This window comes from Klebsiella sp. CN_Kp106 (assembly GCF_040064575.1).
Lineage (GTDB): Bacteria > Pseudomonadota > Gammaproteobacteria > Enterobacterales > Enterobacteriaceae > Klebsiella > Klebsiella michiganensis.
The window spans coordinates 196015-210124 of the sequence record NZ_JBEAIG010000069.1 but is presented as its reverse complement, the minus strand read 5'-3'; the positions used below and the strand labels follow the sequence as shown (position 1 = coordinate 210124).

Below are 14110 nucleotides of genomic sequence, written 5' to 3'. Positions count from 1 at the left end.
CGGTTCGACCACTTTTTTATCCCATGTTACGGGATGTTATGATTTAATGTGCAACATTCATGGTCTGTGAGGGGCAAAAATGGCATTATGCGCCCCTTGCGACAAAACTGGCATCGACCAGGTTCAGGTAGAAAGGTTATCAATGAGCTGGATTGAACGAATTAAAAGCAATATAACCCCCACCCGTAAGGCAAGTATCCCTGAAGGTGTATGGACCAAGTGCGACAGCTGCGGTCAGGTATTGTACCGCGCAGAGCTGGAGCGCAACCTGGAGGTTTGCCCTAAGTGCGATCACCACATGCGTATGTCGGCGCGCAACCGCCTGCATAGCCTGCTGGACGAAGGTTCCCTCGTGGAGCTGGGAAGCGAGCTCGAGCCGAAAGATGTGCTGAAGTTCCGCGATTCGAAAAAGTATAAAGACCGTCTGGCGTCCGCCCAGAAAGAGACCGGCGAAAAAGACGCGCTGGTGGTCATGAAAGGCACCCTGCATGATATGCCGGTTGTTGCCGCCGCTTTCGAATTCTCCTTTATGGGTGGGTCGATGGGCTCCGTGGTCGGCGCGCGCTTTGTTCGCGCGGTTGAGCAGGCTCTGGAAGACAACTGCCCGCTGATTTGCTTCTCCGCATCCGGCGGCGCCCGTATGCAGGAAGCGCTGATGTCGCTGATGCAGATGGCGAAAACCTCCGCTGCGCTGGCGAAAATGCAGGAGCGCGGCTTGCCGTATATCTCCGTGCTGACCGACCCAACCATGGGCGGCGTGTCTGCGAGCTTTGCGATGCTGGGCGATCTCAACATCGCTGAGCCAAAAGCGCTGATCGGCTTTGCCGGCCCCCGCGTTATCGAGCAGACCGTTCGCGAGAAGCTGCCGCCGGGATTCCAGCGCAGCGAGTTCCTGATTGAGAAAGGGGCGATCGACATGATCGTACGCCGCCCGGAAATGCGTCTGAAGCTGGCCAGCATTCTGGCGAAGCTGATGAACCTTCCGGCGCCAAATCCGGAACCTGCTCACGAAGGTGAGGTGGTGCCACCGGTGCCGGATCAGGAACCAGAGGCCTGATAATGCAGAGGGCAGGCCTGACGGCGCTGCCCTTTTTTTTACGCGTAGTTATCCTAACTCTTGCCGGACATCATGGAAAAACAACCTATTCCTCAGGCCACGTCGCCCCTGGCTACGTGGCTTTCTTATCTGGAACATCTGCACAGCAAAACTATCGATCTCGGGCTGGCGCGCGTCAGCGAGGTCGCGCAGCGGATGGCGGTAATGAAACCTGCGCCGTTTGTCTTTACGGTGGCGGGGACCAACGGCAAAGGCACCACCTGCCGTACCCTGGAGTCGGTGCTGATGGCGGCGGGCTATAAGGTTGGCGTTTACAGTTCGCCGCATCTGGTGCGCTACACAGAGCGGGTGCGGGTGCAGGGCGAAGAGCTGGCGGAGCTCGCGCATACGACCTCTTTTGCCGAAATTGAAGCCGCGCGCGGCGAGATTTCCCTGAGCTATTTTGAGTTTGGCACCCTCTCCGCGCTGTGGCTGTTTCAGCAGGCGCGGCTGGATGTGGTGATTCTTGAGGTGGGCCTGGGCGGCCGCCTGGATGCGACCAATATCGTCGATGCTGACGTGGCGGTGGTGACCAGTATTGCTCTCGACCATACCGACTGGCTGGGGCCCGATCGCGAAAGCATCGGTCGCGAAAAGGCGGGGATTTTCCGCCCTGGTAAACCGGCTGTCGTCGGCGAACCCGATATGCCGTTGACCATCGCTGAGGTGGCGAGCGAAAAAGGGGCGCGGCTCCTGCGCCGTGACGTTGACTGGCAGTATGACGCCAGTGAACAAGGCTGGTCCTTCCGCGATCGTCAGGGGGCGTTAAGCGATCTGCCGCTGCCGCAGGTCCCGCTGCCGAATGCGGCTACGGCGATTGCGGCCTTGCGCGCCAGCGGGCTTAAGGTAAACGAGCAGGCGATGCGCGATGGCGTTCAAAACGCGATGCTGCCGGGGCGTTTCCAGATAATCAGCGATGCTCCCCGGACGATCCTGGATGTTGCCCATAATCCGCATGCGGCGGCCTATCTCGCCGGGCGTCTCAAAACCTTATCGAAAACGGGGCGCGTGCTGGCGGTTATTGGTATGCTGCATGACAAGGATATCGCGGGAACGCTGGCAAATTTACAGGCCGAAGTTGACGACTGGTACTGCGCGCCGCTGGAAGGTCCGCGCGGAGCCACGGCGGAGCAGCTGCTGGAACATTTGCGCGCAGGTAAAGTCTATACTAGCGTCGCTGAGGCGTGGCATGCCGCGATGGCGGACGCCGGGCCTGAAGATACGGTGCTGGTGTGTGGTTCATTCCATACGGTGGCGCATGTAATGGAAGAAATAGACGCGGGGAGAATCGGTGGCGAGTAAGTTTCAGAACCGTTTAGTCGGGACGATTGTGCTGGTGGCGCTGGGGGTGATTATCCTGCCAGGGCTGCTGGATGGTCAGAAAAAACATTATCAGGATGAGTTTGCCGCCATTCCGCTGGTGCCAAAACCGGGGGATCGCGATGAGCCGGATATGCTGCCAGCGGCGACCCAGGCGCTGCCTTCGCAGCCTCCTGAAGGGGCGGCGGAAGAGGTGAGGGCCGGCGATGCCGCTGCGCCATCGCTGGATCCGTCGCGGATACCGGTGAATAACAACAGTTTTGATGTGGTGCAGGAGCCGGTGGTCGCACCGAAACCACAGCCGAAACCTCAGCCGAAGCCGGTAGAGAAGCCGCAACCGCAACCACAGCAGCAGCAGGTTACGGCGCAGACGCCGCCCCCTAAACCGCAGCAGCAGGCTGAAATTCCGGCGCCAACCGGTAAAGCCTATGTGGTGCAGCTTGGGGCGCTGAAGAACGCCGATAAGGTTAACGAGATTGTCGGTAAGCTGCGCGCTTCCGGCTTTAAAGTTTACACGTCGCCTTCGACGCCGGTGCAGGGTAAAATTACCCGTATTCTCGTGGGGCCGGATACCTCGAAGGATAAGCTGAAAGGTCAGCTTGGTGAGCTGAAGCAGCTTTCGGGACTTAGCGGCGTGGTCATGGGCTACAGCCCGAACTAACTCTCTCTTTTTTAAAGGAGTAGAGTGCTGAAACCCCTGTCTGACGCGCCCTGAAGAGGCGAAAGACAGTATGGCGTTGAATGTTTTTTCAGCGCCATTTTTATTTCTGTAGGGCACGGAAATCCCTACGCAAACGTTTTCTTTTTCTGTTAGAATGCGCCCCGAACCGGACGACAGGGCGTAAAATCGTGGGACGTATATGGTCTGGATTGATTACGCCATAATTGCGGTGATTGGTTTTTCCTCACTGGTTAGCCTGATCCGCGGCTTTGTTCGTGAAGCTTTATCGCTGGTAACCTGGGGATGCGCTTTCTTTGTTGCCAGTCATTACTACACTTACCTGGCTGTCTGGTTCACGGGCTTTGAAGACGAACTGGTCCGAAATGGGATTGCTATCGCGATACTGTTTATCGCAACGCTTATCGTCGGCGCTATCGTTAACTTTGTGATAGGTCAGCTGGTGGAAAAAACCGGCCTGTCGGGAACCGACAGGGTGTTAGGGATCTGCTTTGGCGCCCTGCGCGGGGTGCTAATCGTCTCGGCGATTCTGTTCTTTCTCGATAGCTTTACCGGTATGGCGAAAAGCGAAGACTGGCAAAAGTCTGAGCTTATCCCGCAGTTCAGTTTCGTTATCAGATGGTTCTTTGACTATCTGCAGAGCTCGTCAAGTTTCTTGCCCAAAGCATAAGCGTTGGGATGTAGCTTAACGAGGAAAAGACGTATGTGCGGTATTGTCGGTATCGCCGGTGTTATGCCGGTAAACCAGTCGATTTATGACGCGTTAACGGTGCTTCAGCATCGTGGCCAGGATGCCGCAGGCATCATCACCATTGATGCGAACAACTGTTTCCGTTTGCGTAAGGCGAACGGTCTGGTGAGCGACGTTTTTGAAGCTCGCCATATGCAGCGTATGCAGGGCAATATGGGTATTGGTCACGTTCGTTACCCGACGGCTGGCAGCTCCAGCGCCTCCGAGGCACAGCCTTTCTACGTCAACTCGCCGTACGGCATTACGTTGGCGCACAACGGTAACCTGACTAACGCTCACGAGCTGCGTAAAAAGCTGTTTGAAGAAAAACGCCGCCACATCAACACCACCTCTGATTCCGAAATCCTGCTCAATATCTTCGCCAGCGAGCTGGACAACTTCCGCCACTATCCGCTGGAAGCAGACAACATTTTTGCGGCGATCGCCGCCACCAACCGCCAGATTCGCGGCGCTTATGCCTGCGTGGCGATGATTATCGGTCACGGCATGGTCGCTTTCCGCGACCCGAACGGCATTCGTCCGCTGGTGCTGGGCAAGCGCGATATCGGCGATGGCCGCACCGAGTATATGGTCGCTTCGGAAAGCGTGGCGCTGGATACGCTGGGCTTTGAGTTCCTGCGCGACGTGGCGCCTGGTGAAGCGGTATATATCACCGAAAAAGGCCAGCTGTTTACTCGCCAGTGTGCGGAAAACCCGGTCAGCAACCCGTGCCTGTTCGAGTACGTCTATTTTGCGCGTCCAGACTCCTTCATCGACAAAATTTCCGTTTACAGCGCCCGCGTCAATATGGGCACGAAGCTGGGCGAGAAAATTGCCCGCGAGTGGGAAGATCTGGATATCGATGTGGTCATTCCCATTCCGGAAACCTCCTGCGATATCGCGCTGGAAATTGCCCGCATCCTCGATAAGCCGTATCGCCAGGGGTTTGTTAAAAACCGCTACGTTGGCCGTACCTTTATCATGCCGGGCCAGCAGCTGCGCCGTAAGTCCGTGCGCCGTAAGCTTAACGCCAACCGCGCCGAGTTCCGGGATAAGAACGTGCTGCTGGTGGATGACTCCATCGTGCGCGGCACCACCTCTGAGCAGATTATCGAGATGGCGCGCGAAGCCGGGGCGAAGAAAGTGTATCTGGCCTCCGCTGCGCCGGAAATTCGCTTCCCGAACGTGTATGGCATCGATATGCCAACCGCCAATGAGCTGATAGCCCACGGGCGTGAGGTAGATGAGATCCGCCAGATCATCGGCGCCGATGGCCTGATTTTCCAGGATCTGGACGATCTGATTGACGCGGTGCGCGCGGAGAACCCGGATATTCAGCAGTTTGAATGCTCGGTGTTCAACGGTATCTACGTCACTAAAGATGTCGATCAGCAGTATCTGGACTATCTCGACTCTCTGCGTAACGACGACGCGAAAGCGGTTCAGCTGCAGAATGAAGTTGAAAACTTAGAGATGCACAACGAAGGGTAATCCTCTGTTTTGCTGAGAGCCCGCGGTCTGACGGCCGCGGGCTTTTTTATTTTCTCGCGCCAAATGCGGGTCCGCGGTTGCGTCGGAGACTATAATCCGGCAAAGTCTGCGCCATTGTGTGAAAGGGGCAATCATCGTGAAGCGACTCATTATCGGTATTTCTGGCGCCAGCGGCGCGATTTACGGCGTACGCTTGCTCCAGGTTTTGCGCGAAGTTTCGGATGTCGAAACCCATCTTATTTTAAGCCAGGCCGCGCGCCAGACGCTGGCGCTGGAGACGGATTTCTCCCTGCGCGAGGTGCAGGCGTTAGCCGACGTGGTGCACGATGCCCGCGATATCGCCGCCAGCATCTCTTCCGGCTCTTTTAAAACCGCCGGGATGGTGATTTTGCCATGCTCAATGAAGACCCTCTCCGGCATCGTTCATAGCTATACCGACGGGCTGCTGACCAGGGCGGCGGACGTGGTGCTTAAAGAGCGCCGGCCGCTGGTGCTGTGCGTACGGGAAACGCCGTTCCACCTTGGCCATTTACGGCTGCTGGTCCAGGCGGCGGAAATGGGCGCGGTGATTATGCCGCCGGTTCCGGCGTTTTATCATCGCCCGAAAAGCCTGGACGATGTGATCAATCAGACGGTCAATCGCGTGATCGATCAGTTCGATATCTCTCTTCCGCAAGACCTCTTTTCCCGCTGGCAGGGCGCGTAGGGCGCACTAAGATAGTGCGCTTTGTTCACATCCGCCTCCCTGCAGTGCAATTTTGTCGCCTCGATCAAATCCTCAACATTTAATTTGTTTTTTTGCGCTGCGGCACTGCGGTTTATCCGTTATTGCTGGTATCTTCCCTTTTAAGACAAACTTGCAACTTTTATTTAACATATTTAACGCCATTTCCAGCACGCACTGAGAAAATGGCATAAAACGTGCAAGATTTTGCCGGCAGTACAAATAACAAGATAACGCATCGCATAACAACATCACGACACTTAAGGGTAACCTATGAAGAAGACGGTCCTGGCTCTCTCTTTAATGATGGGAATTTGCAGCGCCTCCAGCGCGTTCGCCGCGCTGCCGCAGAATATCCGCATTGGCACCGATGCCACCTACGCGCCTTTCTCTTCAAAGGATGCGAAAGGGGATTTCGTGGGTTTTGACATTGATTTGGGTAACGAGCTCTGTTCGCGCATCAAAGTAAAATGCACCTGGGTCGGCAGCGATTTCGACTCCCTGATCCCGTCGCTGAAGGCCAAGAAAATCGACGCCATTATCTCTTCGCTGTCGATTACGGAAAAACGCCAGCAGGAAATCGCCTTCTCTGACAAGCTCTACGCGGCCGACTCCCGCCTGATCGCCGCCAAAGGCTCGCCGATTCAACCGACGCTGGAATCCCTCAAAGGCAAGCATGTTGGCGTACTGCAGGGCTCCACCCAGGAGGCCTATGGTAATGAACGCTGGCGCAGCCACGGCGTGGACGTTGTGGCCTATCAGAATCAGGATTTGATCTACTCAGACCTTGCTGCGGGTCGCCTGGACGCCGCGTTGCAGGATGAAGTGGCCGCCAGCGAGGGCTTCCTCAAGCAACCTGCCGGTAAAGATTTTGCCTTTGCCGGTCCTTCCGTTAAAGACAAAAAGTTCTTCGGTGATGGTACCGGCATCGGCCTGCGTAAGGACGATAGCGAGCTGAAGGCCGCGTTTGATAAAGCGCTGGCCGACATGCGTAAAGACGGCACCTACGACAAAATGGCGAAGAAATACTTCGACTTCAACGTTTACGGTGATTAAGACGCCCGCTGGCCCGGACGCCGGGCCATGCGCATCCCTTTCTGTCTGATTTTGGTGCAGCTGCGCTTTTAGCGGATCAATTTGGTGCAGGAAATTGCGCACGCGATGTTAAAAAGTGCATAGTTAAGCGTTTCCGATGCGAAAAAATTTGCTTTCCGGCGCAGAATGCTTTGCCTTACCGGGGCGAATAATGGCACGATAACTGCCGTAAGTACTTCTAATAAATCCGTTAGAATGACAGTCTGTTGAGGATAGTTATGAAAAAACTGGCGTTGTCTCTCTCTTTAGCGCTGGCCCTTTCCAGCGTTTCCACTGTATTCGCAGCCATTCCGCAAAAAGTCCGCATCGGCACCGATCCTACTTATGCCCCGTTCGAATCGAAGAATGCGCAGGGTGAACTGGTGGGTTTTGACATCGATCTGGCAAAAGAGCTCTGTAAGCGTATCAATACGCAATGTACCTTCATTGAGAACCCGCTGGACGCGCTGATCCCTTCTTTAAAAGCGAAGAAAATCGACGCCATTATGTCTTCGCTTTCGATCACCGAAAAACGCCAGCAGGAAATTGCCTTCACCGACAAACTGTACGCGGCTGATTCACGCCTGGTCGTGAAAAAAGGCAGCGATATTACGCCAGACCTCGCGAAGCTGAAAGGCAAGCGCGTCGGTGTTCTCCAGGGTACCACCCAGGAAACCTACGGCAACGAGCACTGGGCGCCAAAAGGCATTGAAATCGTTTCCTATCAGGGACAGGACAATATTTATTCCGACCTGACTGCCGGACGCATTGACGCGGCGTTCCAGGATGAAGTCGCCGCCAGCGAAGGCTTCCTCAAACAGCCTATCGGCAAGGATTATCAGTTCGGCGGTCCGTCGATTAAAGACGAGAAGCTGTTCGGCGTCGGCACCGGTATGGGGCTGCGCAAAGAGGATAACGAACTACGTGAAGCACTGAATAAAGCCTTTGCCGAGATGCGCCAGGATGGCACCTACGACAAGCTGGCGAAGAAATATTTCGATTTTAACGTGTACGGCGACTAACCATCCCGCGTACCCCGTCGCGCGTTATTTTGCGCGCGATGGTTGATGACAGACAGGGCAGACAGCATGCTGTACGGGTTTTCACAGGTTATTTTTCAGGGCGCGCTGGTCACCCTTGAGCTGGCGTTAAGCTCGGTCGTTCTGGCGGTGCTTATCGGTCTGGCGGGCGCCGGGGCGAAACTTTCCAACAATCGTCCGTTGGCGTTGATTTTTGAAGGCTATACCACCTTAATCCGCGGCGTGCCCGATCTGGTGCTGATGCTGCTGATTTTCTACGGGCTACAGATTGCGCTCAATGGCGTAACCGATGCGCTTGGCCTGGCGCAGTTTGATATCGACCCCATGGTGGCGGGGATCATCACGCTGGGCTTTATTTACGGGGCCTACTTCACCGAAACCTTTCGCGGCGCCTTCCTGGCGGTGCCAAAGGGACATATTGAAGCGGCGACGGCCTTCGGCTTTAGCGGTGGGCAAACCTTTCGTCGTATTCTGTTTCCGGCAATGATGCGCTACGCGCTGCCCGGAATCGGCAACAACTGGCAGGTTATCCTCAAAGCGACCGCGCTGGTCTCACTGCTGGGACTGGAAGATGTGGTCAAGGCAACCCAGCTGGCGGGTAAAAGCACCTGGGAGCCGTTCTACTTTGCCATCGTCTGTGGCCTGATTTATCTGGTATTTACAACGGTTTCCAATGGTGTGCTGCTGATGCTCGAACGCCGTTATTCTGTGGGCGTGAAGAGGGCCGACCTGTGATTGATATTATTCAGGAGTACTGGAAATCCCTGCTGTGGACCGACGGCTATCGCTTTACCGGCGTGGCGATTACGCTCTGGCTGCTGATCTCTTCCGTGGTGATGGGCGGCATCCTGGCGGTTTTCCTCGCCATTGGCCGAGTGTCGAGCAATAAATTTATCCAGTTCCCCATCTGGCTGTTCACCTATATCTTTCGCGGCACGCCGCTGTACGTCCAGCTGCTGGTGTTCTATTCCGGAATGTACACGCTTGAGGTCGTCAAAGGCACAGAACTGCTGAACGCCTTCTTTCGCAGCGGCCTGAACTGTACGGTGCTGGCGCTGACGCTGAACACCTGCGCCTACACCACGGAGATTTTCGCCGGGGCGATTCGTTCAGTGCCGGCAGGCGAGATAGAAGCCGCCCGGGCGTACGGTTTTTCTTCGGTCAAAATGTATCGCTGCATTATTTTGCCTTCCGCGCTGCGTATTGCGCTGCCTGCATACAGCAACGAAGTGATTCTGATGCTGCATTCCACCGCGCTGGCTTTTACCGCCACGGTGCCGGATCTGCTGAAAATTGCCCGCGATATTAACTCGGCAACCTACCAGCCGTTTACCGCCTTCGGTATTGCCGCAGTACTGTATTTAATTATCTCGTATGTGTTGATTAGCCTGTTCCGCAGGGCGGAAAAGCGCTGGCTCCAGCATATCAAACCTTCTTCGACGCACTGAGAACGCCATGTCCGACAATAAATTAAATGTAATCGATCTGCATAAACGTTACGGCGAGCATGAAGTACTGAAGGGCGTCTCACTGCGGGCGAAAGCCGGAGACGTGATCAGTATTATTGGCTCATCCGGTTCCGGGAAAAGTACCTTTTTGCGCTGTATTAACTTTCTTGAGAAGCCCAGCGAAGGGACGATCGTTGTTAACGGGCAAAACATTGGCCTGGTTCGCGATAAAGACGGTCAGTTAAAGGTTTCTGATAAAAATCAGCTACGTTTGCTACGTACTCGCCTGACGATGGTATTCCAGCATTTTAACCTGTGGAGCCATATGACGGTGCTGGAAAACGTGATGGAGGCGCCGATTCAGGTGCTGGGCCTGAGTAAACAGGAAGCGCGCGATCGGGCGGTAAAATACCTGGCGAAAGTCGGTATTGATGAACGTCAGCAGATTAAATATCCGGTTCATCTCTCCGGCGGCCAGCAGCAGCGCGTTTCCATTGCCCGCGCGCTGGCGATGGAGCCCGACGTACTGCTGTTTGATGAACCGACGTCGGCGCTTGACCCTGAACTGGTGGGCGAAGTGCTGAGGATCATGCAGCAGCTGGCGGAAGAGGGGAAAACCATGGTCGTGGTCACCCATGAAATGGGCTTTGCACGCCACGTCTCCTCGCACGTGATCTTCCTGCATCAGGGCAAAATTGAAGAAGAAGGGCATCCTGACGAGGTTTTCGGCAACCCGAAAAGCCAGCGTCTGCAGCAGTTCCTGAAGGGCTCTTTGAAGTAAACACTGTCCAGCCCCCGGCGGAACACTCTCCGTCGGGGCGGCTAACGCTCCAGCCGATACACCCAGTCGTCATAGTCAATGCCGTTCAGATGGTACGCTTTTTCGAGCACCTGAATGCGGATAAAGCCGTGTTTTTCCAGCAGACGGGAAGAGCCCGCGTTACTGCCCAGCACCCAGGCATTTATTGCGTGAACGCCGAGCTGCTGAAATCCGTAGTCGCAAATCGCTTTTAGCGCTTCACTGGCGTAACCCTTCCCCTGAGCATCAGGCAGGAGAGCGTATCCGACATCCGCTTCGTGCGGATTTTTACCGCTGATGCGCAGGCCAATATCGCCAACCGCCGCGCCGCTGGCGTCGCGCAGTACGAATACGCCCGGGTCAGCGCAGCGTGATGCAAACAGCGTCCGCAGCGCCGGCTCCTCAAGAATCTCGCCCATATAGCGCATCACTTCCGGGTCTCGCCTTAAGCGCAGGAAAAAAGGCCAGTCGGATGAGTGAAACGGAGAGAGGCGCAGGCGCGGAGTGGTGAGTATTCTCATAAAGCGGTCCATAGCGGTGGATTATTCCGCCACCTTAACATCATAAAGCGCCGGAAGGGCAATGCGTCTAAGCAACCGTCGGACAAGCCCGGGGCTGATTTCCGAAGCCGCGCAGATAGCGCAGCACGGTGGTGCTCTCCGGCGTCGCCCTCAGTTGTAGCGCCAGGTTGAGGTTATCCAGAACTGTCGCGTGGGCGACCAGCGGTGAATCTTCGGCAAGCCGTCCTTCCATCACCAGCCAGCCCACGACGGTTTTCCAGCGCCACAGCGGGGAGTTGCCTTTAACCCGCTGTACCGGCCCGGGAAACTGACCTGAGCCTCGTGCGCCATCTTTTAATAAGGCGACGGCCTGTCGCGTCAGGCCGGTAAGTTCGGCAATATCGCTTAAACCGACCAGCGCGGAATCGACGGATTCAACCCGCGCGTTCAGAGCCGATGCGGATTCGATATCGGCAATCGCTGACAGAATAGCCTGCTCAAGAGAGTCTCTTTCGCGATCGAACTCCAGATAGACCGCCGTTCCGTAAAAACAGACCAGGGCGTCAGCGCAGCCTGCGGCATGCAGCGCATCTTCCAGACCCACGGTACGAGCAGTTACGCCGGAGAGGGTGAGCGTAAAATTATACAGCGCCATGGTTTAATCCTTCTTGTGGTTAATCTGACCCGAGGCAGGCGGCTGGCAGCGGTCGACCATTCTGATAATTTGCCTGGCGTGGTTAATGGGTACCGCAGGCGTTGACCAGATGCTCATCATATGTTCCCGGTGCCGGGCTGTCCCACACATCAACCTGCCAAAACAGTGAGCGCTTTTGCCGCCAGTGATAAAAATCCAGTCTCGTGCCAGCGCGTAGTCAATAGCTGCTCTGATATGTTTATCCGGATGTTCCTTCATCAATTCGTCCTGGTAATGCTGAATAAATTGTTGACGAATGTCAACGGTGTGATGGTGTTAAATTACACACAGGGGTTATGGCAGAGTGAAAGGCATATCACTGGAATGAGATTCACAGTTAAGGCGACACAGGACGGGTGATTTTTGCGCGCTGCGAGGCGGGTTCCATAAATTAATCAGGGAGAGCGATACTCTCCCTGATGGAGCTGGACTACCGCAGCACGTTGGCCAGCGCTTCTTCCAGATCGTACCAACGAAAGCCAAATCCGGCGGCTTCCAGGCGTTTAGGCAGCGCGCGCTGGCCGCCGAGTACCAGAACGGAAGATTCACCCATCAGCAGGCGAATGGCCGCCGCCGGGACGCGGAAAATGGCAGGGCGATTTAGCGCATGCCCCAGCGCGTGGGCGAACTGCTCGTTGCGCACAGGGTAAGGGGAAACCATATTAAACGGCCCCCGCAGGTCGTTATCCAGCAGCCAGAGAATACCGTTGACCATGTCGTCGATGTGGATCCACGCCAGATATTGCCTTCCGCTACCGATAGGGCCGCCGAGGCCAAGCTTAAAGGCCGGCGTCATTTTGGCCAGAATACCGCCTCGCGGCGCCAGCACCACGCCGGTACGCAGCAGGCAGACGCGGGTGCGATCGCTCTGCGCTTCGCAGGCGATTTGCTCCCAGCGGGCGCAAAGCTTGTGGGTAAACTCGTTGTGCGGCGGCTCCTCTTCGGTTACCACGACTTCACCGAGGTCGCCATAATAACCGGCGGCGGAGCCGCTAATCAGCACCGAGGGCGGCGTATCGCTGGCGTTGAACAGCGTGACCAGCTTTTGGGTGATATCCCAGCGGCTGTGGCAGAGACGCTGTTTCTGCTCCGCCGTCCAGCGCTTATCGGCGATCGGCTCGCCGGCCAGATTAATGACGGCATCAATGCCGTTGAGGTTCGCCTGATGCTCGAAATCGCGCCACAGGGTGACGCGCGAATCGAGGCGGCTTTTGGCCTTTTCAGGGCTGCGCGTAGAAACCGTTACGTGATGTCCAAGCTCCAGTAGCCGGGGGATCAGATGGCGGCCAATCAGGCCGGTACCGCCAGTAAGCAGAACGTTCATAGCGCCTCCCTAAGATGCGTCTAGCGCCGCCAGCTCATCGTCATGGATACCGAATCGGCGTAGCGCAGCGCATGCAGTTTATCGATCTCTACTTCAGCATATGTGACCCAGTGATGTTCGCGTGCGATGTCGAGCACATCCTGAGTTAATTTTTCCAGCAGAGAGAAGCGGTTATTCTCAATATGGCTAATAATGCGCTTGGTGATGGTGCGGTAGTTCAGCGCATCGTTAATATCTTCGCTGTTGCGTGATTTTTCCGCCGGGTAGTGGATCGCGACGTTAACCACCACGTCCTGGCGGTTGGCGATCTCTTCCTCTTTAATTCCGATAAAAGTACGCAGGCGCAGGTTCTTAATTCGAATAATGGCGTCTGGTTGAGACATGGCAGGCTTCCTCCGTGTAGTAATTTCCGCAATCATACATCAAAGCTTCCCGGGCGAGCAGGGGGTTAATGGGCTTCTGTTTTCAGAAGCGCTTCAACGGTGGCCGGGCGCTGGCGAATGCGTTCAAACCAGTTATGCACCGCCGGGAAATTGGCAAGGTCGATACGCTGGCGCTGATGGGCATTCACCCACGGCCAGCAGGCGATATCGGCGATGCTGTAGTGATTACCGCCAAGCCAGGGACTCTCGCCAAGGCGCCGATTGAGCACGCCATACAGGCGCTGCGTTTCCACCTGATAGCGCTCAATGGCGTAGGGCACCGCCTGCGGGGCAAAGTGGTTGAAGTGATGATTTTGTCCGAGCATCGGCCCCAACCCGCCGACCTGCCAGAATAACCACTGTAGGGTGACGTGGCGCTCGCGGAGCTCGCCGCTCAGTAATTTTCCCGTTTTTTCAGCCAGATAGAGCAGGATGGCGCCGGATTCAAACAGGCTTAATGGGCCACCACCGTCGGCGGGAGCGTGGTCAACGATCGCCGGGATCTTGTTGTTGGGTGAGATCGCGAGAAACTGCGGATGAAACTGTTCCCCCTTGCCGATATCCACCCGGATGAGGCGATACGCCAGCTGCGCTTCTTCGAGGAATAACGTGATTTTGTGGCCATTAGGAGTGGGTGCGTAGTAAAAATCGATCATGAAAATTCCTCGCCGTCACAGGTCGCAAACTTTTCGAGTATAGGTGAACTGGCATCATCCGACAGGTTTGCCTTATCCTGGATGACTTTCGCCGATCGCATTCACCCCCTGAG

17 protein-coding genes are annotated in these 14110 nt (G+C 55.9%); 11 read left to right on the top strand and 6 right to left on the bottom strand.

The genetic code is table 11. From position 1 onward, the window contains the following. Positions 1-142: 142 nt before the first annotated feature. The 11 genes from accD to hisP all read left to right on the top strand — a co-directional run bounded on the left by accD (position 143) and on the right by hisP (position 10383). Positions 143-1057, top strand: a complete 915-nt coding sequence (accD, locus tag ABLU96_RS24435; protein ID WP_004870882.1) for an acetyl-CoA carboxylase, carboxyltransferase subunit beta — start codon at positions 143-145, stop codon at positions 1055-1057. A gap of 72 nt (positions 1058-1129) precedes the next feature. After that, positions 1130-2398: a bifunctional tetrahydrofolate synthase/dihydrofolate synthase gene (gene folC, locus ABLU96_RS24430; RefSeq protein ID WP_064357778.1), complete on the top strand. Its 1269-nt coding sequence runs from the start codon at positions 1130-1132 to the stop codon at positions 2396-2398. Then, positions 2388-3077, top strand: a complete 690-nt coding sequence (gene dedD / locus ABLU96_RS24425; RefSeq protein WP_025106662.1) for a cell division protein DedD — start codon at positions 2388-2390, stop codon at positions 3075-3077. The genes folC and dedD overlap by 11 nt, the downstream gene beginning before the upstream one ends. Positions 3078-3276: 199 nt before the next feature. Next, the gene (cvpA, locus tag ABLU96_RS24420) at positions 3277-3765 is read left to right on the top strand and encodes a colicin V production protein (RefSeq protein ID WP_004104143.1); all 489 of its coding nucleotides are present in this window, start codon (positions 3277-3279) and stop codon (positions 3763-3765) included. A 33-nt stretch (positions 3766-3798) separates the two neighbouring features. Further along, positions 3799-5316, top strand: coding sequence for an amidophosphoribosyltransferase (gene purF, locus ABLU96_RS24415; protein WP_004123211.1), 1518 nt, complete (start codon positions 3799-3801; stop codon positions 5314-5316). A 136-nt stretch (positions 5317-5452) separates the two neighbouring features. Beyond that, entirely contained in the window at positions 5453-6022 is a 570-nt protein-coding gene (locus ABLU96_RS24410; RefSeq protein WP_004852887.1) for a UbiX family flavin prenyltransferase, read from the top strand. A 291-nt stretch (positions 6023-6313) separates the two neighbouring features. Next, positions 6314-7096 carry a lysine/arginine/ornithine ABC transporter substrate-binding protein ArgT gene (argT, locus tag ABLU96_RS24405; RefSeq protein ID WP_025106663.1) on the top strand — a complete coding sequence of 261 codons (783 nt, stop codon included), beginning with the start codon at positions 6314-6316 and terminating at the stop codon, positions 7094-7096. Between the two features lie 257 nt (positions 7097-7353). Next, positions 7354-8136: a histidine ABC transporter substrate-binding protein HisJ gene (hisJ, locus tag ABLU96_RS24400; RefSeq protein WP_004123203.1), complete on the top strand. Its 783-nt coding sequence runs from the start codon at positions 7354-7356 to the stop codon at positions 8134-8136. A gap of 66 nt (positions 8137-8202) precedes the next feature. After that, positions 8203-8889 carry a histidine ABC transporter permease HisQ gene (locus tag ABLU96_RS24395; protein ID WP_014230269.1) on the top strand — a complete coding sequence of 229 codons (687 nt, stop codon included), beginning with the start codon at positions 8203-8205 and terminating at the stop codon, positions 8887-8889. Continuing rightward, the gene (hisM, locus tag ABLU96_RS24390; protein ID WP_004852883.1) at positions 8886-9602 is read left to right on the top strand and encodes a histidine ABC transporter permease HisM; all 717 of its coding nucleotides are present in this window, start codon (positions 8886-8888) and stop codon (positions 9600-9602) included. The genes ABLU96_RS24395 and hisM overlap by 4 nt, the downstream gene beginning before the upstream one ends. Before the next feature lie 7 nt (positions 9603-9609). Next, on the top strand, positions 9610-10383 hold the full coding sequence (gene hisP / locus ABLU96_RS24385; protein WP_004852881.1) for a histidine ABC transporter ATP-binding protein HisP: 774 nt from the start codon (positions 9610-9612) through the stop codon (positions 10381-10383). A gap of 41 nt (positions 10384-10424) precedes the next feature. Here the strand turns inward: hisP and ABLU96_RS24380 are convergent, their stop codons facing one another. From ABLU96_RS24380 to yfcG, 6 genes are all read right to left on the bottom strand, one after another. Next, on the bottom strand, positions 10425-10922 hold the full coding sequence (locus ABLU96_RS24380; RefSeq protein ID WP_071957318.1) for a GNAT family N-acetyltransferase: 498 nt from the start codon (positions 10920-10922) through the stop codon (positions 10425-10427). 67 nt (positions 10923-10989) lie between these two features. Beyond that, a complete protein-coding gene (locus ABLU96_RS24375; protein WP_032750748.1) occupies positions 10990-11556 on the bottom strand; it encodes a hypothetical protein in 567 nt (188 codons plus the stop codon). Between the two features lie 3 nt (positions 11557-11559). Beyond that, on the bottom strand, positions 11560-11814 hold the full coding sequence (locus ABLU96_RS24370) for a hypothetical protein (RefSeq protein ID WP_032720494.1): 255 nt from the start codon (positions 11812-11814) through the stop codon (positions 11560-11562). A gap of 211 nt (positions 11815-12025) precedes the next feature. Beyond that, positions 12026-12919: a TIGR01777 family oxidoreductase gene (locus tag ABLU96_RS24365; RefSeq protein WP_048260663.1), complete on the bottom strand. Its 894-nt coding sequence runs from the start codon at positions 12917-12919 to the stop codon at positions 12026-12028. 20 nt (positions 12920-12939) lie between these two features. Further along, complete coding sequence (folX, locus tag ABLU96_RS24360; RefSeq protein WP_004104107.1) at positions 12940-13302, bottom strand: dihydroneopterin triphosphate 2'-epimerase; 363 nt, start codon at positions 13300-13302, stop codon at positions 12940-12942. Positions 13303-13367: 65 nt separating this feature from the next. Further along, entirely contained in the window at positions 13368-13997 is a 630-nt protein-coding gene (gene yfcG, locus ABLU96_RS24355) for a GSH-dependent disulfide bond oxidoreductase (protein WP_025106668.1), read from the bottom strand. Positions 13998-14110: the final 113 nt, after the last annotated feature.

Excerpts from the sequence above, each read along its gene's own strand:
- accD (WP_004870882.1), top strand. The coding sequence starts at position 143 with ATGAGCTGGATTGAACGAATTAAAAGCAATATAACCCCCACCCGTAAG.
- folC (WP_064357778.1), top strand. The coding sequence starts at position 1,130 with ATGGAAAAACAACCTATTCCTCAGGCCACGTCGCCCCTGGCTACGTGG.
- cvpA (WP_004104143.1), top strand. The coding sequence starts at position 3,277 with ATGGTCTGGATTGATTACGCCATAATTGCGGTGATTGGTTTTTCCTCA.
- purF (WP_004123211.1), top strand. The coding sequence starts at position 3,799 with ATGTGCGGTATTGTCGGTATCGCCGGTGTTATGCCGGTAAACCAGTCG.
- argT (WP_025106663.1), top strand. The coding sequence starts at position 6,314 with ATGAAGAAGACGGTCCTGGCTCTCTCTTTAATGATGGGAATTTGCAGC.
- hisJ (WP_004123203.1), top strand. The coding sequence starts at position 7,354 with ATGAAAAAACTGGCGTTGTCTCTCTCTTTAGCGCTGGCCCTTTCCAGC.
- ABLU96_RS24395 (WP_014230269.1), top strand. The coding sequence starts at position 8,203 with ATGCTGTACGGGTTTTCACAGGTTATTTTTCAGGGCGCGCTGGTCACC.
- hisP (WP_004852881.1), top strand. The coding sequence starts at position 9,610 with ATGTCCGACAATAAATTAAATGTAATCGATCTGCATAAACGTTACGGC.
- ABLU96_RS24380 (WP_071957318.1), bottom strand. The coding sequence starts at position 10,922 with ATGAGAATACTCACCACTCCGCGCCTGCGCCTCTCTCCGTTTCACTCA.
- ABLU96_RS24375 (WP_032750748.1), bottom strand. The coding sequence starts at position 11,556 with ATGGCGCTGTATAATTTTACGCTCACCCTCTCCGGCGTAACTGCTCGT.
- ABLU96_RS24370 (WP_032720494.1), bottom strand. The coding sequence starts at position 11,814 with ATGAAGGAACATCCGGATAAACATATCAGAGCAGCTATTGACTACGCG.
- ABLU96_RS24365 (WP_048260663.1), bottom strand. The coding sequence starts at position 12,919 with ATGAACGTTCTGCTTACTGGCGGTACCGGCCTGATTGGCCGCCATCTG.
- folX (WP_004104107.1), bottom strand. The coding sequence starts at position 13,302 with ATGTCTCAACCAGACGCCATTATTCGAATTAAGAACCTGCGCCTGCGT.
- yfcG (WP_025106668.1), bottom strand. The coding sequence starts at position 13,997 with ATGATCGATTTTTACTACGCACCCACTCCTAATGGCCACAAAATCACG.